Source organism: Salinimicrobium terrae DSM 17865 (assembly GCF_000424665.1).
Lineage (GTDB): Bacteria > Bacteroidota > Bacteroidia > Flavobacteriales > Flavobacteriaceae > Salinimicrobium > Salinimicrobium terrae.
In genome coordinates this window covers 42,607-58,285 of the sequence record NZ_AUKI01000004.1, presented here as the reverse complement: position 1 = coordinate 58,285, position 15,679 = coordinate 42,607, and the positions used below count along the sequence as shown (strand labels likewise).

19 protein-coding genes are annotated in these 15,679 nt (G+C 39.0%); 11 read left to right on the top strand and 8 right to left on the bottom strand.

Going from position 1 to position 15,679, the window contains the following annotated elements; all coding sequences use genetic code 11:
• Positions 1-50 precede the first annotated feature (50 nt).
• A complete protein-coding gene (locus H148_RS0101825) occupies positions 51-1,295 on the top strand; it encodes a glycosyltransferase (protein WP_029033275.1) in 1,245 nt (414 codons plus the stop codon).
• A gap of 49 nt (positions 1,296-1,344) precedes the next feature.
• On the opposite strand, the gene H148_RS0101820 is transcribed toward H148_RS0101825, so the two are convergent.
• Positions 1,345-2,673 (bottom strand): aspartate kinase, encoded by a 1,329-nt coding sequence (locus tag H148_RS0101820; protein WP_029033274.1) that lies wholly within the window; start codon positions 2,671-2,673, stop codon positions 1,345-1,347.
• 98 nt (positions 2,674-2,771) lie between these two features.
• On the opposite strand from H148_RS0101820, the gene H148_RS0101815 reads away from it, so the two are divergent.
• On the top strand, positions 2,772-3,419 hold the full coding sequence (locus H148_RS0101815; RefSeq protein ID WP_029033273.1) for a hypothetical protein: 648 nt from the start codon (positions 2,772-2,774) through the stop codon (positions 3,417-3,419).
• Here the strand turns inward: H148_RS0101815 and H148_RS0101810 are convergent.
• Positions 3,416-4,246, bottom strand: a complete 831-nt coding sequence (locus H148_RS0101810; protein ID WP_029033272.1) for an NHL repeat-containing protein — start codon at positions 4,244-4,246, stop codon at positions 3,416-3,418. The genes H148_RS0101815 and H148_RS0101810 overlap by 4 nt on opposite strands.
• 103 nt (positions 4,247-4,349) lie before the next feature.
• Between H148_RS0101810 and H148_RS18935 the strand changes: the two genes are divergently transcribed.
• On the top strand, positions 4,350-4,484 hold the full coding sequence (locus tag H148_RS18935) for a hypothetical protein (protein WP_281169087.1): 135 nt from the start codon (positions 4,350-4,352) through the stop codon (positions 4,482-4,484).
• Positions 4,485-4,491: 7 nt separating this feature from the next.
• Here H148_RS18935 and H148_RS0101805 read toward each other — a convergent pair whose 3' ends face one another.
• From H148_RS0101805 to H148_RS0101795, 3 genes are all read right to left on the bottom strand, one after another.
• The gene (locus H148_RS0101805; RefSeq protein WP_051286117.1) at positions 4,492-5,124 is read right to left on the bottom strand and encodes a CPBP family glutamic-type intramembrane protease; all 633 of its coding nucleotides are present in this window, start codon (positions 5,122-5,124) and stop codon (positions 4,492-4,494) included.
• A 70-nt stretch (positions 5,125-5,194) separates the two neighbouring features.
• On the bottom strand, positions 5,195-5,959 hold the full coding sequence (locus H148_RS17025; protein ID WP_037324496.1) for a phosphatase PAP2 family protein: 765 nt from the start codon (positions 5,957-5,959) through the stop codon (positions 5,195-5,197).
• Between the two features lie 12 nt (positions 5,960-5,971).
• A complete protein-coding gene (locus H148_RS0101795; protein ID WP_245583371.1) occupies positions 5,972-6,409 on the bottom strand; it encodes a 3D domain-containing protein in 438 nt (145 codons plus the stop codon).
• A 296-nt stretch (positions 6,410-6,705) separates the two neighbouring features.
• Here H148_RS0101795 and H148_RS0101790 point away from each other — a divergent pair, with 296 nt between their 5' ends.
• Positions 6,706-7,134, top strand: coding sequence for an FKBP-type peptidyl-prolyl cis-trans isomerase (locus H148_RS0101790; protein WP_029033269.1), 429 nt, complete (start codon positions 6,706-6,708; stop codon positions 7,132-7,134).
• Between the two features lie 75 nt (positions 7,135-7,209).
• On the opposite strand, the gene H148_RS0101785 is transcribed toward H148_RS0101790, so the two are convergent.
• The gene (locus H148_RS0101785) at positions 7,210-7,560 is read right to left on the bottom strand and encodes a 4Fe-4S dicluster domain-containing protein (protein ID WP_029033268.1); all 351 of its coding nucleotides are present in this window, start codon (positions 7,558-7,560) and stop codon (positions 7,210-7,212) included.
• A 65-nt stretch (positions 7,561-7,625) separates the two neighbouring features.
• Between H148_RS0101785 and H148_RS0101780 the strand changes: the two genes are divergently transcribed.
• The 7 genes from H148_RS0101780 (at position 7,626) to H148_RS0101750 (ending at position 14,578) form a co-directional block, all read left to right on the top strand.
• Complete coding sequence (locus tag H148_RS0101780) at positions 7,626-8,705, top strand: acyl-CoA reductase (protein WP_029033267.1); 1,080 nt, start codon at positions 7,626-7,628, stop codon at positions 8,703-8,705.
• Between the two features lie 99 nt (positions 8,706-8,804).
• On the top strand, positions 8,805-9,869 hold the full coding sequence (gene serC, locus H148_RS0101775) for a 3-phosphoserine/phosphohydroxythreonine transaminase (RefSeq protein ID WP_029033266.1): 1,065 nt from the start codon (positions 8,805-8,807) through the stop codon (positions 9,867-9,869).
• 14 nt (positions 9,870-9,883) lie between these two features.
• On the top strand, positions 9,884-10,834 hold the full coding sequence (locus H148_RS0101770) for a D-2-hydroxyacid dehydrogenase (RefSeq protein WP_029033265.1): 951 nt from the start codon (positions 9,884-9,886) through the stop codon (positions 10,832-10,834).
• 267 nt (positions 10,835-11,101) lie between these two features.
• Positions 11,102-11,527 carry a DUF6146 family protein gene (locus H148_RS0101765; RefSeq protein ID WP_029033264.1) on the top strand — a complete coding sequence of 142 codons (426 nt, stop codon included), beginning with the start codon at positions 11,102-11,104 and terminating at the stop codon, positions 11,525-11,527.
• Positions 11,528-11,590: 63 nt separating this feature from the next.
• Positions 11,591-11,908 carry a DUF6787 family protein gene (locus tag H148_RS0101760; RefSeq protein ID WP_029033263.1) on the top strand — a complete coding sequence of 106 codons (318 nt, stop codon included), beginning with the start codon at positions 11,591-11,593 and terminating at the stop codon, positions 11,906-11,908.
• Positions 11,909-11,910: 2 nt separating this feature from the next.
• Positions 11,911-12,228: a hypothetical protein gene (locus tag H148_RS17020; protein WP_037324493.1), complete on the top strand. Its 318-nt coding sequence runs from the start codon at positions 11,911-11,913 to the stop codon at positions 12,226-12,228.
• A gap of 49 nt (positions 12,229-12,277) precedes the next feature.
• Positions 12,278-14,578 carry a TonB-dependent receptor gene (locus tag H148_RS0101750; RefSeq protein ID WP_029033262.1) on the top strand — a complete coding sequence of 767 codons (2,301 nt, stop codon included), beginning with the start codon at positions 12,278-12,280 and terminating at the stop codon, positions 14,576-14,578.
• A gap of 72 nt (positions 14,579-14,650) precedes the next feature.
• On the opposite strand, the gene H148_RS0101745 is transcribed toward H148_RS0101750, so the two are convergent.
• Together H148_RS0101745 and msrA are read right to left on the bottom strand one after the other, a co-directional pair.
• Positions 14,651-14,956: a hypothetical protein gene (locus H148_RS0101745; RefSeq protein ID WP_029033261.1), complete on the bottom strand. Its 306-nt coding sequence runs from the start codon at positions 14,954-14,956 to the stop codon at positions 14,651-14,653.
• A 47-nt stretch (positions 14,957-15,003) separates the two neighbouring features.
• Positions 15,004-15,555 carry a peptide-methionine (S)-S-oxide reductase MsrA gene (gene msrA / locus H148_RS0101740; RefSeq protein ID WP_037324502.1) on the bottom strand — a complete coding sequence of 184 codons (552 nt, stop codon included), beginning with the start codon at positions 15,553-15,555 and terminating at the stop codon, positions 15,004-15,006.
• Positions 15,556-15,679: the final 124 nt, after the last annotated feature.

Genomic DNA, 15,679 nt, shown 5'->3' with positions numbered 1-15,679 from the left:
AATTACCCGCACAATTCAAAAATTGTATTAAATCCTGTTAATTTTGGGACATGTCTCAAAAGAAGCTATTAGTTATAGGTTATGTGTGGCCAGAACCCCAATCTTCGGCCGCGGGTGCAAGAATGATGCAGTTGCTGGAATTTTTTTCTGCGGAAGGTTTTGCCATTACTTTCGCCACCACAGCTGCAGAAACTCCCTTTATGGCCGATCTCTCTTCCCTCGGAATTACTTCCGAAAAGATAGAACTAAACAACGAAAGCTTTGACAGCTTCCTGAAAAAAATCTCTCCCCAAATTGTCATTTTTGACAGGTTTATGATGGAAGAGCAATTTGGATGGAGAGTGGCTGAAGTTTGTCCACATGCGATCAGGATTCTTGATACCGAAGATCTGCACTTTCTGCGGAAAGCCAGGCAGGAAGCGGCTAAAACCGGCAAAGAAGTTACTCCTTCCCTCCTATTTTCTGATACTGCTAAAAGGGAGATCGCCAGTATTTACCGTTGTGATATCAGCCTGATCATTTCCCCCGCTGAAGAGGATTTATTAACCGGAACATTTGGAGTACCTGAGCATCTTCTGCTTTACCTGCCGTTTATGCTGAAGGAGATTTCGGAAGAAAAGAAAAAGAGATTTCTTCAGTTCAATGAGCGACAGGATTTTGTAAGCATTGGAAATTTTCTGCATGAACCGAACAAGGATGCAGTACTTCAATTAAAAACAGAAATTTGGCCGCTCATCAGAAAAAGGATAAAGGAGGCGAAAATTCACATTTTCGGCGCCTATACTCCTCAGCAAATCCGGGAACAGCATAATACTAAAGAAGGATTTTTAGTCCATGGAAGAGCAGAATCGGCCAGGACTGAAATTGAAAAATCCAGAATTTTACTTGCTCCTTTAAGATTTGGTGCAGGAATTAAAGGTAAATTCACAGATGCAATGCAGGTGGGAACTCCCAATGTCACAACGGCTATTGGTGCAGAAGGTATGGCAGCAGAATTACCCTGGAATGGCATAATTGCCGATAATCCTGAAGCTTTTGCTGATGCGGCGGTAAAGTTGTACGAAAATGAATCGCTGTGGAGAGAGGCTCAGGAAAACGGGTTTATGATTCTACAGTCAAAATTTTCGGAAGTAGTGCATCGGGAAAGACTGCGTGAGAAACTTCAGGAGATACAACCGCAACTGGAGCGGCACAGAAACTCAAATTTCACCGGACAAATGTTACAGCATCATACTCTATTGAGCACAAAATATTTATCAAAATACATTGAGGCTAAAAATAAGAATCGCCCGTAAAACGAGCGATTCTTTCCAAACAAATAAACTAACAACTCAAAGTGAGCAACTAGGTCGCGTTCAATATTTTAACTTCAAATAGCTTTTGATGCAGCAGTTTTAATGCCTGTACTTTATTTGTGGTATCCACGAGCAGGGAAATATTGTTACTGCTTCCGCCGTAGGAAATCATCCTCACCGGCAGGTCATTTAGCAGTTCAAAAAGCCTGAATGTCTCATGATCATTAATGACTCCCTCACCTACCACGCATATAATTGAATGATCTGAATCTACAGTGATCTCTCCATATTCATCAAGTTCAGAAAGGATCTTATCGAGGTTTCTTGCATCATCAATGGTTAGAGAAATGGCAATTTCTGATGTGGTGATCATGTCGATCGCCGTTTCGTGCTTATCAAAAACATCAAAAATCTTTTTCAGGAAACCGTGTGCCATCAACATCCGGTTAGATTTAATCTTTATAGCAGTAATCCCGTCTTTGGCTGAAATAGCTTTTAACCCAATTGTATGATGTTCGTCGGAAATGCAGGTACCGGGGGCATTGGGCGTGAAAGTATTCTTTAAATATATGGGAATACCTTTTTCCTTGACCGGGGAAACTGTTTGGGGGTGCAGAATCTTTGCACCAAAATATGCAAGTTCTGCTGCCTCTTCAAATGTAAGACTTGTAAGAGCCGTTGTATTCTCAACGAATCGGGGATCATTATTGTGGAATCCGTCAATGTCTGTCCAGATCTGTACCTCTGTGGCATTTACAGCAGCACCAATTATAGTTGCGGTATAATCACTGCCTCCACGTTTTAAGGTGCTAATATTTTTATTACGATCAATTCTGATAAAACCTTGTGTAACGTAAACTTCCGATGTCACTTCGCGTTCCAGAGTAGATTTCAAAAGTTTTTGAACAGTTTGGATCTCAGGATTTTCTACGTTGGAAACATGCATAAAGTCCTTGGCATCCAAAAGTGTATTTGAAACACCCTGTTCTTCAAGATATTGAGAAAAAATAAGACTTAAGAAGCTCTCACCGAAAGTGATGACTTCTGCTTCATAAAACGGCTTGGTCTTAAGCGTTTCCTCCAGTTGGTGATACAATTCATGGAAAAGATTCCGGGTAACTTTTTTAGTTTCCTTGTTCTCAATAAGTTCTTCAATAAGTTGCAGGTGCTTTAACTTTAGCTCCAGCATCAATCCCTGTCCTTTGTCTTCCTTTCCGTAATTATAAACTTCGGAAATTTCCAGAAGTTGATTGGTGACTCCAGACATAGCTGAAACCACTACAATTTTGCGCCCTTTTTGGCTATTGATGATCTCCCTGACGTTGCGGATACTTTCCGCAGAACCAACAGAAGTTCCTCCAAATTTTAAAACCTTCATACTACAAGTTAGATTTGCATAATTACAAGATGATCTTCGGGAATTGAAAAAAATGATATCTTTTTTATACCTTTGTACAAATTGTATATTATTTAACATTGAAGACAATAAGTACATGCGTACATGATATTATAAAGCACCAACCTTTCCTGGATGATGCTTTAGCCCGGAACATCATAAACTTCAGCTCCCTGGCTGCCGATTTGCAACCACAGGTTGAAAAGGAGATGAGAAAACCGGTCAAACAAGGTTCCATAATTATGGCACTGCGCCGTTACCATCCCAAAAGAAGCAAGTTCACAACAAAGAATTTCAGGGAATTAGGGGATATGATCGTAAGATCGGGGATTACTGAATATACTTATCTAAATTCTCAAAACATTATTGCACGTAAAGCTGAACTCCTACATGCAATAAAAGATCAAACGGGTATTTTTCTTAACTATTCGAGTAACTTCCAGGAAAGTAATTTCCTGGTGTCCACAAGCCTGCAAACTGTTATCGAGGATATTTTCAAAAATGAGCAGCTCGTAAGCATATCTGAAGAGCTTTCATCAATTACAATTGCGTTGCCTGAAAAGAATACGAAAACTGTAGGACTTTATTTCTACATATTTAAGCTTTTGGCTTATGAAGGGATTCCTGTTTACGAGATCATTTCAACTTCAAATTATTTTACAATTTTCCTGGAGAAGGAATATGTGAATCAGGCATTTCAACTCATGAACGAAATTAAATCCAGTTAATTCATATTATAAATCCACAACTCATTCTGGTGGTTCATTGGAAGGTATAGTTTTTTGTCATCTTCGAGATACAGAATATCTCCCGAACTCTTTTCTGAAGAAATTACTTCTTTAAGGTTTCCCTCCATATCAATGGTATAGATCTTTCCAGTAGCCCAGTCAGAAATATAATATTCTCCGTTACCTTTTGGCTGAATACCGTCCATATTACCAATCCCTTCCTTTGATATCCTGCTGATCTCTTTTGTGGTGCGGTCCACTTTGAGAATATTACCATTTTGATCATCACCCCAGGCGGCAACGAGGATAAAACCAGGGGTTACAAATAAACCATTAGGTCTTTCCAGGTCAGGAGTACTAAGCCACTCTTCAATTTCTCCCCCATCATGCATTTTATAAATGCTACTACCGGCCAGATCTGAAAAGAAAATATTTCCTTCTTCATCCATGGCAGGATCATTAAGAGATTCTGCTCCTTCAACAGGAATTCGTCTAAGAATCTCTCCGGAGTTGATATCCATTTCCACAAGTTGAGTAACGTCGGTAACATAGAGTCGGTCACCTTTAACAAGTAATCCCTTGGGATCGTTTAAACCGGTGATCCAGTTATGCTCCTGATCTTTCCATTTCCTTGAGATTCTTGAAATAAATCCGTCTCCTTCTGTTCTGTCTGCCATGTTAGAGACGTAGAAATATTCGGTCCCTTCATCATAGATTATAGATTCCGGATGGCTAAATCCCGTTAATTTAATTTCAGGAGCTTTACCATTCTCCTGCCCTGTTGCTGCCATTCCGCAGAAAAGGATCAATAAAATTAGATGTTTCATCTTTTTTGTTTCAAGTTAATAAAAAATAGATTTATAAAAGTATCCCAAACTTGCTTCTCAAAAGTCCACTTCCAGTTAATTTTAATGAAAATAAAAAATTGTAATGAGAAAGATCATTAGAGCCTTGTTGGCAGGTTGGGGCGCCAGGAAACTTGGAGGTAAAACCGGGTGTGGATGCTTTGGCACCATTATCATTTTCATCATCTTGTGGTGGCTATTGTCCAACCTGGGTATCTAATGGTTTTTTATTGGAAGAAGTATCCAAAGCCTATGGTGAACATAATGAGACCATAAAAATAATGTTCCAGGCTTACATTGAGCAGACTTCTTGTTCGGTAATAGTTATAAATAAAGATCCAGCCTGCAAGAAAGGTGGCAATTGGAGCAACCCAATTGGCATATATGAAGTGTGTCAAACCAAAGACTACTGCGTTGCTAAACATCAAAAGATACTTTTCGGGTACTACTTTATGATACCTGTGAAAATAGTAGACCCTGTAAATGATCTCCTGCGGAAAAACTGACGCCAGAGGATATAAAAAGAAGGTTATTACATAGCTTTTAAAGTTCTCTATAGGATATACAAAGAATAACTCCGGAAAAATCCAAAAGGTAAACCACACAAGCAGAACCGTAATAATGATCATCCTGGGAACACTTTTCCACAGATAATATCTATTGAATCTGGTAAGTACATTTCGGTCAAAGGTAGGATCCTTGAGCAGCAAAAAAAGAAAGAAAAATGCAATAAGCACTAAAGGGATGATTTTGTACCACCCATCCAAAAAAGCATTAGCTATAAAGGGGAAAAAAACATAGAAAACAATAAACTCCACAACCATAAATGCTGTAGAATTGTAGACGATTTTGGGGCTCATTTTTGGATTTACTCGAAAATAAAGATTCGGATCAAAAAACTTTAGAACTCTAACAAAAAAATAAGAAATATTAACCTGTCTCAAGATTTTCTTCTTCTTCGGCCCTGCTTCGTATTTTTCTTTGCCTCAGAAGATCAATTATATTAAAGAGAACCACACAAAAGGCTACCCAAATTAGGCCACCAATAAAGCCTCCTACAACATCTGACGGGAAATGAACTCCCAGATATATTCTACTTAATCCTATGAAGAAAATCAGGGTTACAAATAACACCGTGAGGAATCCGCGCAGCAATTTATTCATTTTGATGTGGAAGATGATATAGATAAGAAATCCGTAATAAGACATAGCACTCATGGCATGTCCACTAGGGTAGCTCAAGGTCTTTATAACTACCATATGTTCCAGGGCAGGTCTTGCCCTGTCAAATACTTCTTTTAGCGCAAGATTTACAAGAAAGGAAAGGATAACTACTCCAATAAGCTGTAAAATAAATTTCTTGTTTTTCAGTTTATAAAACAAGAATAGACCGGTTATTATAGTAATAGTAATATACGCGTATAAATCTCCAAGATCTGTCACGAATATAAAGAAGTTGTTAAGCCCCGGGGTTCGAAAGGAGGTAACATAATCTGTAACTCTGTCGTCAAAGTGTCCTATAGTTTCCCCCTGCACTTCTTCTGTTAAACCTACAAACAGGTTAATCCCTAATACGAAGACTAGGAAAGCAATGAAAATAAGGAAATAAAAAGGAAAATCTGGATGTTTCCTGGAGACATGCTTCTTAAAAAAATCCACGAACTCATTGATGTACTTTTTCGTTACCTGTACCATTTGAAGTTAATTTTATCCTCCCGGTTCATCTTTGGCGGGAAAAGCTATTTCTACTTTTCTTCTGCCCCACTTAAGAGCTTTTTCTTTATCAAGCCCCATATAGATGTCGATCTTGTTTCTCCACCTTGGGTGCATTTTATCATTTACAAAAAAAACTCCTTCAAAACCTTCAATTTTTACTGGAGTATTATGTTTTAATCCTTTTCTAATAAGATCTCTTGAAACGGCAATTGATTGTACTTCGGGCCTAAGGGAATCTCCCCAGGCCGTTATAAAAGGATTACCTTCTCCCTGCTGCTTAAGGGAATTATAGGCGGAAGCCGTAACAGTGATCTTTTGCCAGTCTTCAAAATTGTATTTTTCAGCTTCAGGTTCATCGCAGCTTCCCATGGCACCTACCAAAATAAGCGGCAGTACCAGGAACTTTAAAACGAGTTTAATTGAGTACATTATGACCAACATACTAAAAAAATGAGCTTTTTACAATTATAAGGTTCAGTCTTAACCCTCCTTTAAGAGAGATATTAAAAGTATGTAATTAAACTTCTGTTTTTTCTGATTATTTTTTAGTTAATAAAGAATTTTTCCGAATTGAAGGACTAAGTGGTCATTCTTTGGCTGTCTGTCTTATTAATGTTATCTTTGCACTTTCGAAATGAGATATTTCTCAGCGCTGTTAAGGTCCTTCCTTTTTAATTTCTGTTTGATTTCCATTTCCCAAATATTTAATTGATAAAAACTTTATTATGAGTCAGGTTAAAGAAAATGATACTGTAAAAGTACACTACACCGGAAAACTTACCGATGGACAGGTCTTCGACAGTTCTTTAGAGAGAGAACCTATTGAATTCACTATGGGACAGGGGCAACTTATCCCCGGATTTGAAAAAGGTTTACTCGACATGAAAGTAAATGAAAAGAAAACTGTTGAAATTCCATCTGAAGAAGCTTATGGTGCTCCAAGAGAAGAATTGATCCAGGAGGTAGATAAAAGTCAGTTACCTGAAGAAATTAAGCCAGAACCCGGAATGGGACTAGTTTCAAAAGCCCCAGACGGTCGCGAAATGAACCTTGTGGTGAAAGAAGTAAAAGAAGATTCTATTGTTGTGGATGGAAATCATCCATTAGCAGGAAAAGATCTTATTTTTGATTTAGAAGTGGTTGAGATCAAGTAATTGGACAACTCTATCTTATAAAAAAAGACCTGCAAAAAATTTGCAGGTCTTTTTTTGCTTCATATCGAATCGAAATTAATCGTTATGCATGAATTTTTGTTTTGAAACAAGCTGTTCCCGGGTTTCCTCATTCGCAGGATCGGGCACACAACAATCTACCGGGCACACGGCGGCACATTGAGGCTCATCGTGAAAACCAACACACTCGGTACATTTATCGGGTACTATATAATAGATCTCATCGCTAAGAGGTTCCTGTGCTTCATTTGCACTCGCTGCTTTTCCATTAGGCAGTACTATGTCGCCACTAAGATCTGTTCCATCTGCATATCTCCAGTCATCTGCACCCTCGTAAATGGCGGTATTAGGACATTCGGGTTCGCACGCTCCACAGTTGATGCATTCATCGGTTATTATAATTGCCATAGCTTATTTTTGTTCTAAATTTGCACAAATTTAAAGCCAAAACAGTTCTTAAACAAATAAGGGAGATGACAATCGAGAAGCGTATAGAAAGCTTAGTAAATCTGGGACGGTTTTTTGATCAATATAAAAGGTCTGGGTATGAAAAGGATATCAACCTCCAATACAACGACCCCTATTTTGATCTGCTCCAACAGAAGATAGATTCGGCCGTACATCACAATGGTTGGTTCACTAAAGAGAATGTCCTTTTTTCATTGGAACAATGGGCTGAGGCTTTAACCCAGGAAAATCTTCAAAAATGGATTTCTGAATATAATTTTGATAAAGTAGAATCAAAGACGGTGGGAGTAATTATGGCAGGAAACATACCTTTGGTAGGTTTTCATGATTTTCTCTCGATCCTGGTAAGTGGTCACAAGGCGCTGGTGAAGCAATCATCAAATGATAAACTACTTTTACCTGTTGTTGCCGACTATCTTAAAGCTACTTCCCCTGAATGGGATGAAAAGATTGAGATCCTCCCCCACTCTGCCGATGGGGCTTCAAAAATGACAAATTATGATGCTGTTATTGCTACAGGCAGTAACAACACCGCCAGATATTTTGAGTATTATTTCGCCGGAAAACTTTCGATAATAAGAAAGAACAGAAATTCTGTTGCTGTACTCACAGGAAAAGAAACCTGCGAAGAGCTCTCTTTCCTGGCTGAAGATATCTTTAGATACTATGGCCTTGGCTGCAGAAATGTTTCTAAATTATATGTTCCCAAGAATTATGATTTTACTGGTTTTTTTGAAGCTATTTATAGTTGGAATCCAATCATAAATCAGGCAAAATACGCGAACAATTATGACTATAATAAAGCTGTCTACCTAATGAGCCAATTCAAGTTGCTGGAAAATGGATTTTTAATCCTCAAGGAGGATCGATCCCTGAGTTCTCCTATAGCCACTTTATTTTATGAGCGTTATGACGATCTGGAAGAAGTAAAAAACGAACTGGAAAGCAGAAAAGAAGAAATACAGTGTGTCGTTGGAAAAAACATTATTGAAGAAGAAATTTCTTTCGGAAAGACTCAGCAACCAAAATTATGGGATTATGCAGATAATGTTGACACTCTTGCTTTTTTGACCCGAAATGTTTAAAAATTTCAGGTTTTCACTAATAAAACCGCCTAAATTATCATTTCAATAACAGGGAATTGCCAATGATTTTCTCATATTTGTGTTTGTTAAAATATACATATGAAAAAACATAATTACAGTGCCGGTCCTTGTATCCTTCCGCAGGAAGTTTTTGAAGAGGCATCACAGGCAATATTGGACTTCAACAATTCAGGACTATCGATCCTCGAAATTTCTCACCGCAGTAAAGATTTTGTAGATGTAATGGAAGAAGCCCGCAGTCTGGCCCTTGAGCTACTGGGACTGGAAGGCAAAGGCTATAAAGCGCTCTTCCTTCAGGGAGGGGCAAGTTTGCAGTTCCTTATGACACCCTACAACCTACTTCAAACTAAAGCAGCTTATCTTAATACTGGTACCTGGAGTACTAAAGCCATTAAGGAAGCAAAGTTTTTTGGGGAAGTAAAAGAGGTTGCCTCCTCTGCCGACAGGGATTTTAAATATATTCCGAAGGGGTATTTCATACCTTCAGACGTGGATTATTTCCATTGTACCAGTAATAATACTATCTACGGTACACAGATCAAGGAATTTCCCAATACACCAAAACCCATTGTTTGTGATATGAGCAGTGATATTTTCTCAAGACAAATGGATTTCTCAAAATTTGATTTGATCTATGCAGGAGCACAAAAAAATATGGGTCCTGCGGGAACTACTCTTGTTGTGATCAAAGAAGATATTCTTGGAAAAGTTGACCGATCTGTGCCTTCAATGATGGATTACCGCGTGCATCTTAATAAAGCCAGCATGTTCAATACACCCGCTGTTTACGCAGTATATGTATCAATGCTTACTCTAAGATGGCTGAAGAAAAATGGCGGCATTGCAGGTATAGAAGAACAGAATGAGAAAAAAGCCGGGCTTCTGTATTCAGAAATAGATATAAATCCTCTTTTTGAGGGCTATGCAGATACAAAGGACCGTTCCACCATGAATGCCACCTTCACGCTCAATAATGACGATTTAAAGGAAACTTTTGATACGATGTGGAAAGAAGCCGGCATCAATGGTCTTAATGGCCATCGCAGCGTAGGGGGATATCGTGCCTCCATGTATAATGCACTCTCCCTGGAAAGTGTACAGGTACTTGTTGACGTGATGAGTGAACTGGAAAGGAAAGCCTAAACATAAAACCATAAATGAAAATTTTAGCAAATGACGGTATTGCTTCAGGTGGAAAAAAGCAACTCGAAGAAGCCGGTTTTGAAGTTATATCAACAAAAGTAGCCCAGGAGCAATTGCCCGGGTACATTAAAGAGAATGATATTAGCGGAATTATAGTCCGCAGTGCCACAAAAGTGCGCAAGGATCTGATTGATTCCTGCCCCAACCTGAAGATCATAGGTCGTGCCGGGGTTGGAATGGACAATATTGATGTAGACTATGCCCGGAGCAAAGGGGTGCACGTTTTCAATACACCGGCAGCTTCTTCAGCTTCTGTCGCCGAACTGGTATTCGCTCATCTTTACGGCGGAGTAAGATTTCTTTATGATTCCAACCGTAATATGCCTCTTGAAGGTGACTCACGATTTAAGGAACTTAAGAAAAATTATGCCGGAGGCCGGGAATTAAGGGGAAAAACCCTTGGAATAATTGGCTTTGGTCGAATAGGCCGTGAGGTAGCAAAGATCGCATTGGGAATAGGAATGAAAGTTATTGCCAGCGACAGTTCAGAGGGGGAAGCGGAAATTACTCTGGAGTTCTATAACCATCAGGAAATAAAAATCCCCATAAAGACAGAACCTGTTGAAGAATTAATTAAACATTCAGATTTTATTACCCTGCACGTGCCGGCGCAAGAGGAACCCATTCTGGGAAGAGAAGAATTTCAGAAAATGAAAGACGGTGTGGGTATAATTAATGCAGCCCGCGGCGGAGTAGTCAATGAAGTAGCACTCGTTGAAGCTCTCGAAAGCGGGAAAGTAAGTTTTGCCGGCCTCGATACCTTTGAAGAGGAACCTTCTCCCGCCATTAAAGTGCTTATGAATGAAAAAATATCATTAAGTCCTCACATTGGCGCGGCTACAAATGAGGCCCAGGAAAGAATTGGCTATGAACTGGCCGAAGAGATAATAAAAGTCCTGAATTAAACTTCTCTAAAATGACATATTTAAAGATGCTTCTGTTAAAAGAAGCATCTTTTTTTTGGTTAAAAAATAGATGCAATAAATTGTAAATCTGGGTTTTTCGTAAATTAAGAAGAAATGACCGAGAGAGATAGTTTGGATCTTTAATTACAAGACTAGTCCACGTTCAAAATCTCGAATTAAATAAAGAGATAAAGATTCCTATTGACGTAGCTGGCAAGATCTTTGGTGTTAAAGTATGATCGGTGGATTCTTAAAAGGATAATATACATGAAAAATCTTTTGTACATATTTTTGTTGGGCCTGTTCATTTACAGCTGTTCCTCTACCCGTGATAGGGATATGCTGGGGGGGCAAACAATGGTGGAAAATGATACTGTGAGAATTGCTAATGACAGCCTTGAATATGAGATACTAATAATTGATCCCGGTTTTTCCTATTTTCTTAATGCCATAGCACGCCCTGAGGGTTACCATTCTCTCGGTTACCTGGAAAACAAAAATTCTTTTTTGGTAACAGATTATAATAACCGTGTAAATCAACCTCTGCGGTACAACCCAAATATCTATGAAATGCCTATAAATTATGACCACCATATTGATTACGGCTATGATGTCAATTATAAGCTGTATAATTACTTTGTTTATCTCTCCCAAAAGTACAACCAGCGCTTTTCTGTTCCTACAAGATTGTGAATCAGCAATATTTAAACATCCACCCCGGAGATAGTTCTTCATTTTCTTTATTATATTTGCAGCATGAATAAATTGAAGCAACGTTGGGGGATTTCTTCTAACTGGCAAATTTTAATTATTTTCATTGTTTTCGGTCTTACCGGCTCCTCATCCCTGTTTTTAACAAAACCGGTTTTAGAATTTATTGGGTTTAACCGAATGAATTTTTCTTCGGACCTTTTCGGAGCTTTTAGTTATTACGCTTTACGCTTGTTGATGATCTTTCCCGTTTATCAGGTTCTTCTGGTTGCTTATGGCTGGTTATTTGGTCAATTCAGGTTTTTCTGGCAATTTGAAAAAAATATGCTTTCCCGAATGGGCTTCGGAAGGATTCTGAAATAAAGATGAAGTTGTGGCAAAAAATATCTCTTGTCCTGTTTACAGGATTGATCCTCTTCCCTTCGGCAGTAGATCTCGCTCACGTCTTCGCCGGTCATCAACATTACAGTTGTAATCATTATGCCGAATCACATTTCCATCAAAAGACAGTGGATTGTGATATATTCCACCTTCAGCAGAACCCTTTTTCCTTTCCACCACTTGACTCATGGTCATTACACGAGCCCGAGGTTGAGAATACTTCCATAGGAAAGGAATATAATTTTTTAAGTGCGTATCAAAAACTGCATTTTTCACTTAGAGCACCTCCTGCCAGAGGTTGAACCATATTGAAGAATTTTATTTCAGTTTACAACGTATTTAAAAAAATCCATGAAAAACATCATTTTTGGACTGCTATTACTGGCGGTCACAACAGGCTATAGTCAATTTTCAGCCAAAGGAATAGTTATAGATTCAGACACAGAACAACCAATAATAGGAGCTACAGTGCAGCTCCAGAAACCCGAACGTACCGCAATTACCGATCTTTCGGGAGCATTTTTACTCGAAGATTTATCTGAAGGTTCTTACTCTGTGGTCGTGTCTTCTTTGGGATACGGAACCAGAACCTATAAATTTGAATTACCAAACACACAAAATCTACAAATAGAACTTTCTCCGACTGCCATAGAGATGGAAGAAATTATAGTCTCCACCCCTTTCCATCAACTACAAAGTGAGAACGTAATGAAGGTGGAACGAATTACTGCAGAAAGTCTTAAACGAACAGGAGCCTTCCAGCTAACCGATGGAATTAGCCAGATTGCAGGAGTAGAAACACTTACTACTGGTTCGGCCATAGGAAAACCTGTAATTAGAGGCCTTAGTTCAAACCGCGTATTGGTTTATACACAGGGAGTAAGGTTGGAGAACCAACAATTTGGAGATGAACATGGTCTCGGAATAAGTAGTTCTGGGATTGAGAGCGTTGAAGTGATTAAAGGTCCTGCTTCACTTCTCTATGGAAGTGATGCCCTGGGAGGGGTCTTGTATTTAAATCCGGAACGCTTTGCTCCTGCAGATTCTACCCTCGTAGATGCTGAAACCATATATTATTCCAATACCGAAGGTTTAGAAGCTAATGTGGGAGTCAATACTTCGGCCGATAAATTAAAATTTTTGGCTCGTGGGAATTTTGCAACCCACAGTGATTACGAAACCGGTAACGGACAAAGAGTGACTAATACCCGCTTTACTGAATATGACCTAAAGACCGGTTTAGGGTATCGTAGTGACAACTATAAAGGAGACCTGCGTTATAATTTTAACAGTAGCTTCGCAGGCATTCCGGAAGATATAGGACTGCAAAGCACGTCCAAGAGTAAAATGATCCCTTACCAACAGGTGGATAACCACATTCTAAGTCTGGATAACTCTTTTTATTTCAATAACTCCAGCCTTGATGTTAAGTTAGGTTATCTTTTCAATAACCGTAAAGAATTTGAAGAGCATCACGAGGAACATGAGGAACACGGGGAAGAGGAACACGAGGGAGAAGAACACGAGGAGGAACACGAGGAGCATGAGGAAGAGGTTGGTCATGAGGAGGAAGAGCCTGCCCTTGAAATGCATCTGGAAACGATCAATTACGATGTTAAGTATCATTTTCCTGCCCGGGGGAAATTTGAAACCATTTTAGGAATTCAGGGAATGTTCCAGACTAATAAAAATTTAGCTGAAGAAATTCTCATTCCCGATGCCACAACCACAGATGCCGGAATTCTGGCTACCACGCACTATCATCTTGAAAGAATTGATTTTCAGGCAGGGTTGCGTTATGACATTAGACGGATTTCTGCTGAAGGTTATGAAAATCACGACACTGAGACGGAAGTGCCTGCACTTGAGCGGGATTTCAACAGCTATAATGGTGCCCTGGGGGTAAAATTAGATATTACCTCCCACTTTACCGGAAGACTTAATTTAGCGAGCGGATTTAGAGCTCCCAATTTAGCTGAACTTACCTCCTATGGAAGTCATCATGGAACCAACCGTTTTGAAATAGGCAATCCCGATCTTGATAACGAGCAAAACTACCAGTTGGACCTCGCTTTGGAATACAGGAATGAGCATTTCGAAGTGTTTACGAATGCATTTTATAATGCCATCAATGACTACATTTTCCTGGACCCAACAGGAGAAGTTTTTGATGAAAATCCTGTTTTCGCATATCGTCAAAATGACGCCAGTCTATATGGAGGCGAGATTGGAATACATATTCATCCCCACCCCCTGGACTGGCTTCACCTCGAAAGCAACTATGAACTAGTAATAGGAAAACAGGAAAATGACGAATATTTGCCACTTATTCCCGCACAATCCATTTTAAATACTTTATGGGTGGAAATTCCGGAAGGGAAATTATTAAAAGAAGGTTATGCAAGTCTTAGTTTAAAAACTGTTTTTGAGCAGGATAACACAAGTGCTTTTGAAACCGATACAGCAGGCTATTCTCTCTTGAATGCAGGCTTTGGAACTTCGGTCCCGTTAGACGGCTGGGAAATTAATTTTAGATTAACAGGTACAAATCTACTGGATAAGACTTATATATCTCACCTGTCCCGTCTTAAACCGGAAGGTATACCTAATATGGGTAGAAATATCTCTTTAGGGTTAGGAGTGAAATTTTAAAAGATTGAATTAAAAATAAAAAGCCGGTTGCTAAGAGCAACCGGCTTTTTTAATTTATCGAAATTCGTCTATTTAGCTTCTCACTCTTATAGGCCTTAATTCCCCATAATCCTCTCCTTTTTGCCATACGAAGGTGTAAAGCCACATTAAAGTAAAGGTTGGAATAATATCGCTAAATGGCAGGATTTCCTCAATAAATACCAGGACAGAGGCTAATTTCCCCTTTTTCCCCGGATACATGGCAGACATTTTCTTTGCGGCATAAGGTGCCCACAAAAGATCCAAAAATCCGCCAACCAAAGGTACTGCTCCACTTGCCATACCAATAGCATCGTAAAAAAGTCCTTTAATTAATAATTTCCTTTTATCTGTGTTCATCTGTTATAGCTTTTCACCTGGTAACACAAGAAAAGTGCCAGTTTAGGTCAGAGTTCATTTTTGACTTTTTTGGAAAAACTGTTTTTAAGTTTCTGAACCTTTGGATCAATGATCACTCTGCAATATGGCTGATTTCGGTTTTGATTGTAATAATCATGATGTTCCTGTTCGGCGATATAAAATTCTCCCGCCGGGGAAACTTCTGTCACTATAGGATCTTTAAAAGTCTTATCTTCTTGCAGTTTCCTGATCACTTCTTCTGCTGTTTCTTTTTGAGCATCAGAATGGTAAAAAATGGCACTACGGTAATGTGTTCCTACATCATTTTGCTGCCGGTTGAGCGTTGTGGGATCATGAGTAGCAAAAAACATATACAGTAGCTCTTCAAAAGTGACAATTTTAGGGTCAAACTTTATTTCTATTGATTCTGCGTGACCAGTTCTTCCGCCAACTACTTCACGGTACGGTGGATTTTTAATGTTTCCGCCGGTAAACCCTGATGTTACCTGCTTCACTCCTTCTACCCGCTGAAAAACAGCTTCGGTACACCAAAAACATCCTCCGGCCAAGGTGGCCTTTTCCAATTGTTGTTCTTCCATATTTTCTTTTTCCAAAAAATAGGGAAAAAGCAGCAACCTTCCAATTATAAAATTACAGGATTTCGTAACATTGCATTTCAGGAAGACACTGCCTTTAATTAAACCTAATGCTCCCTAAAAACGC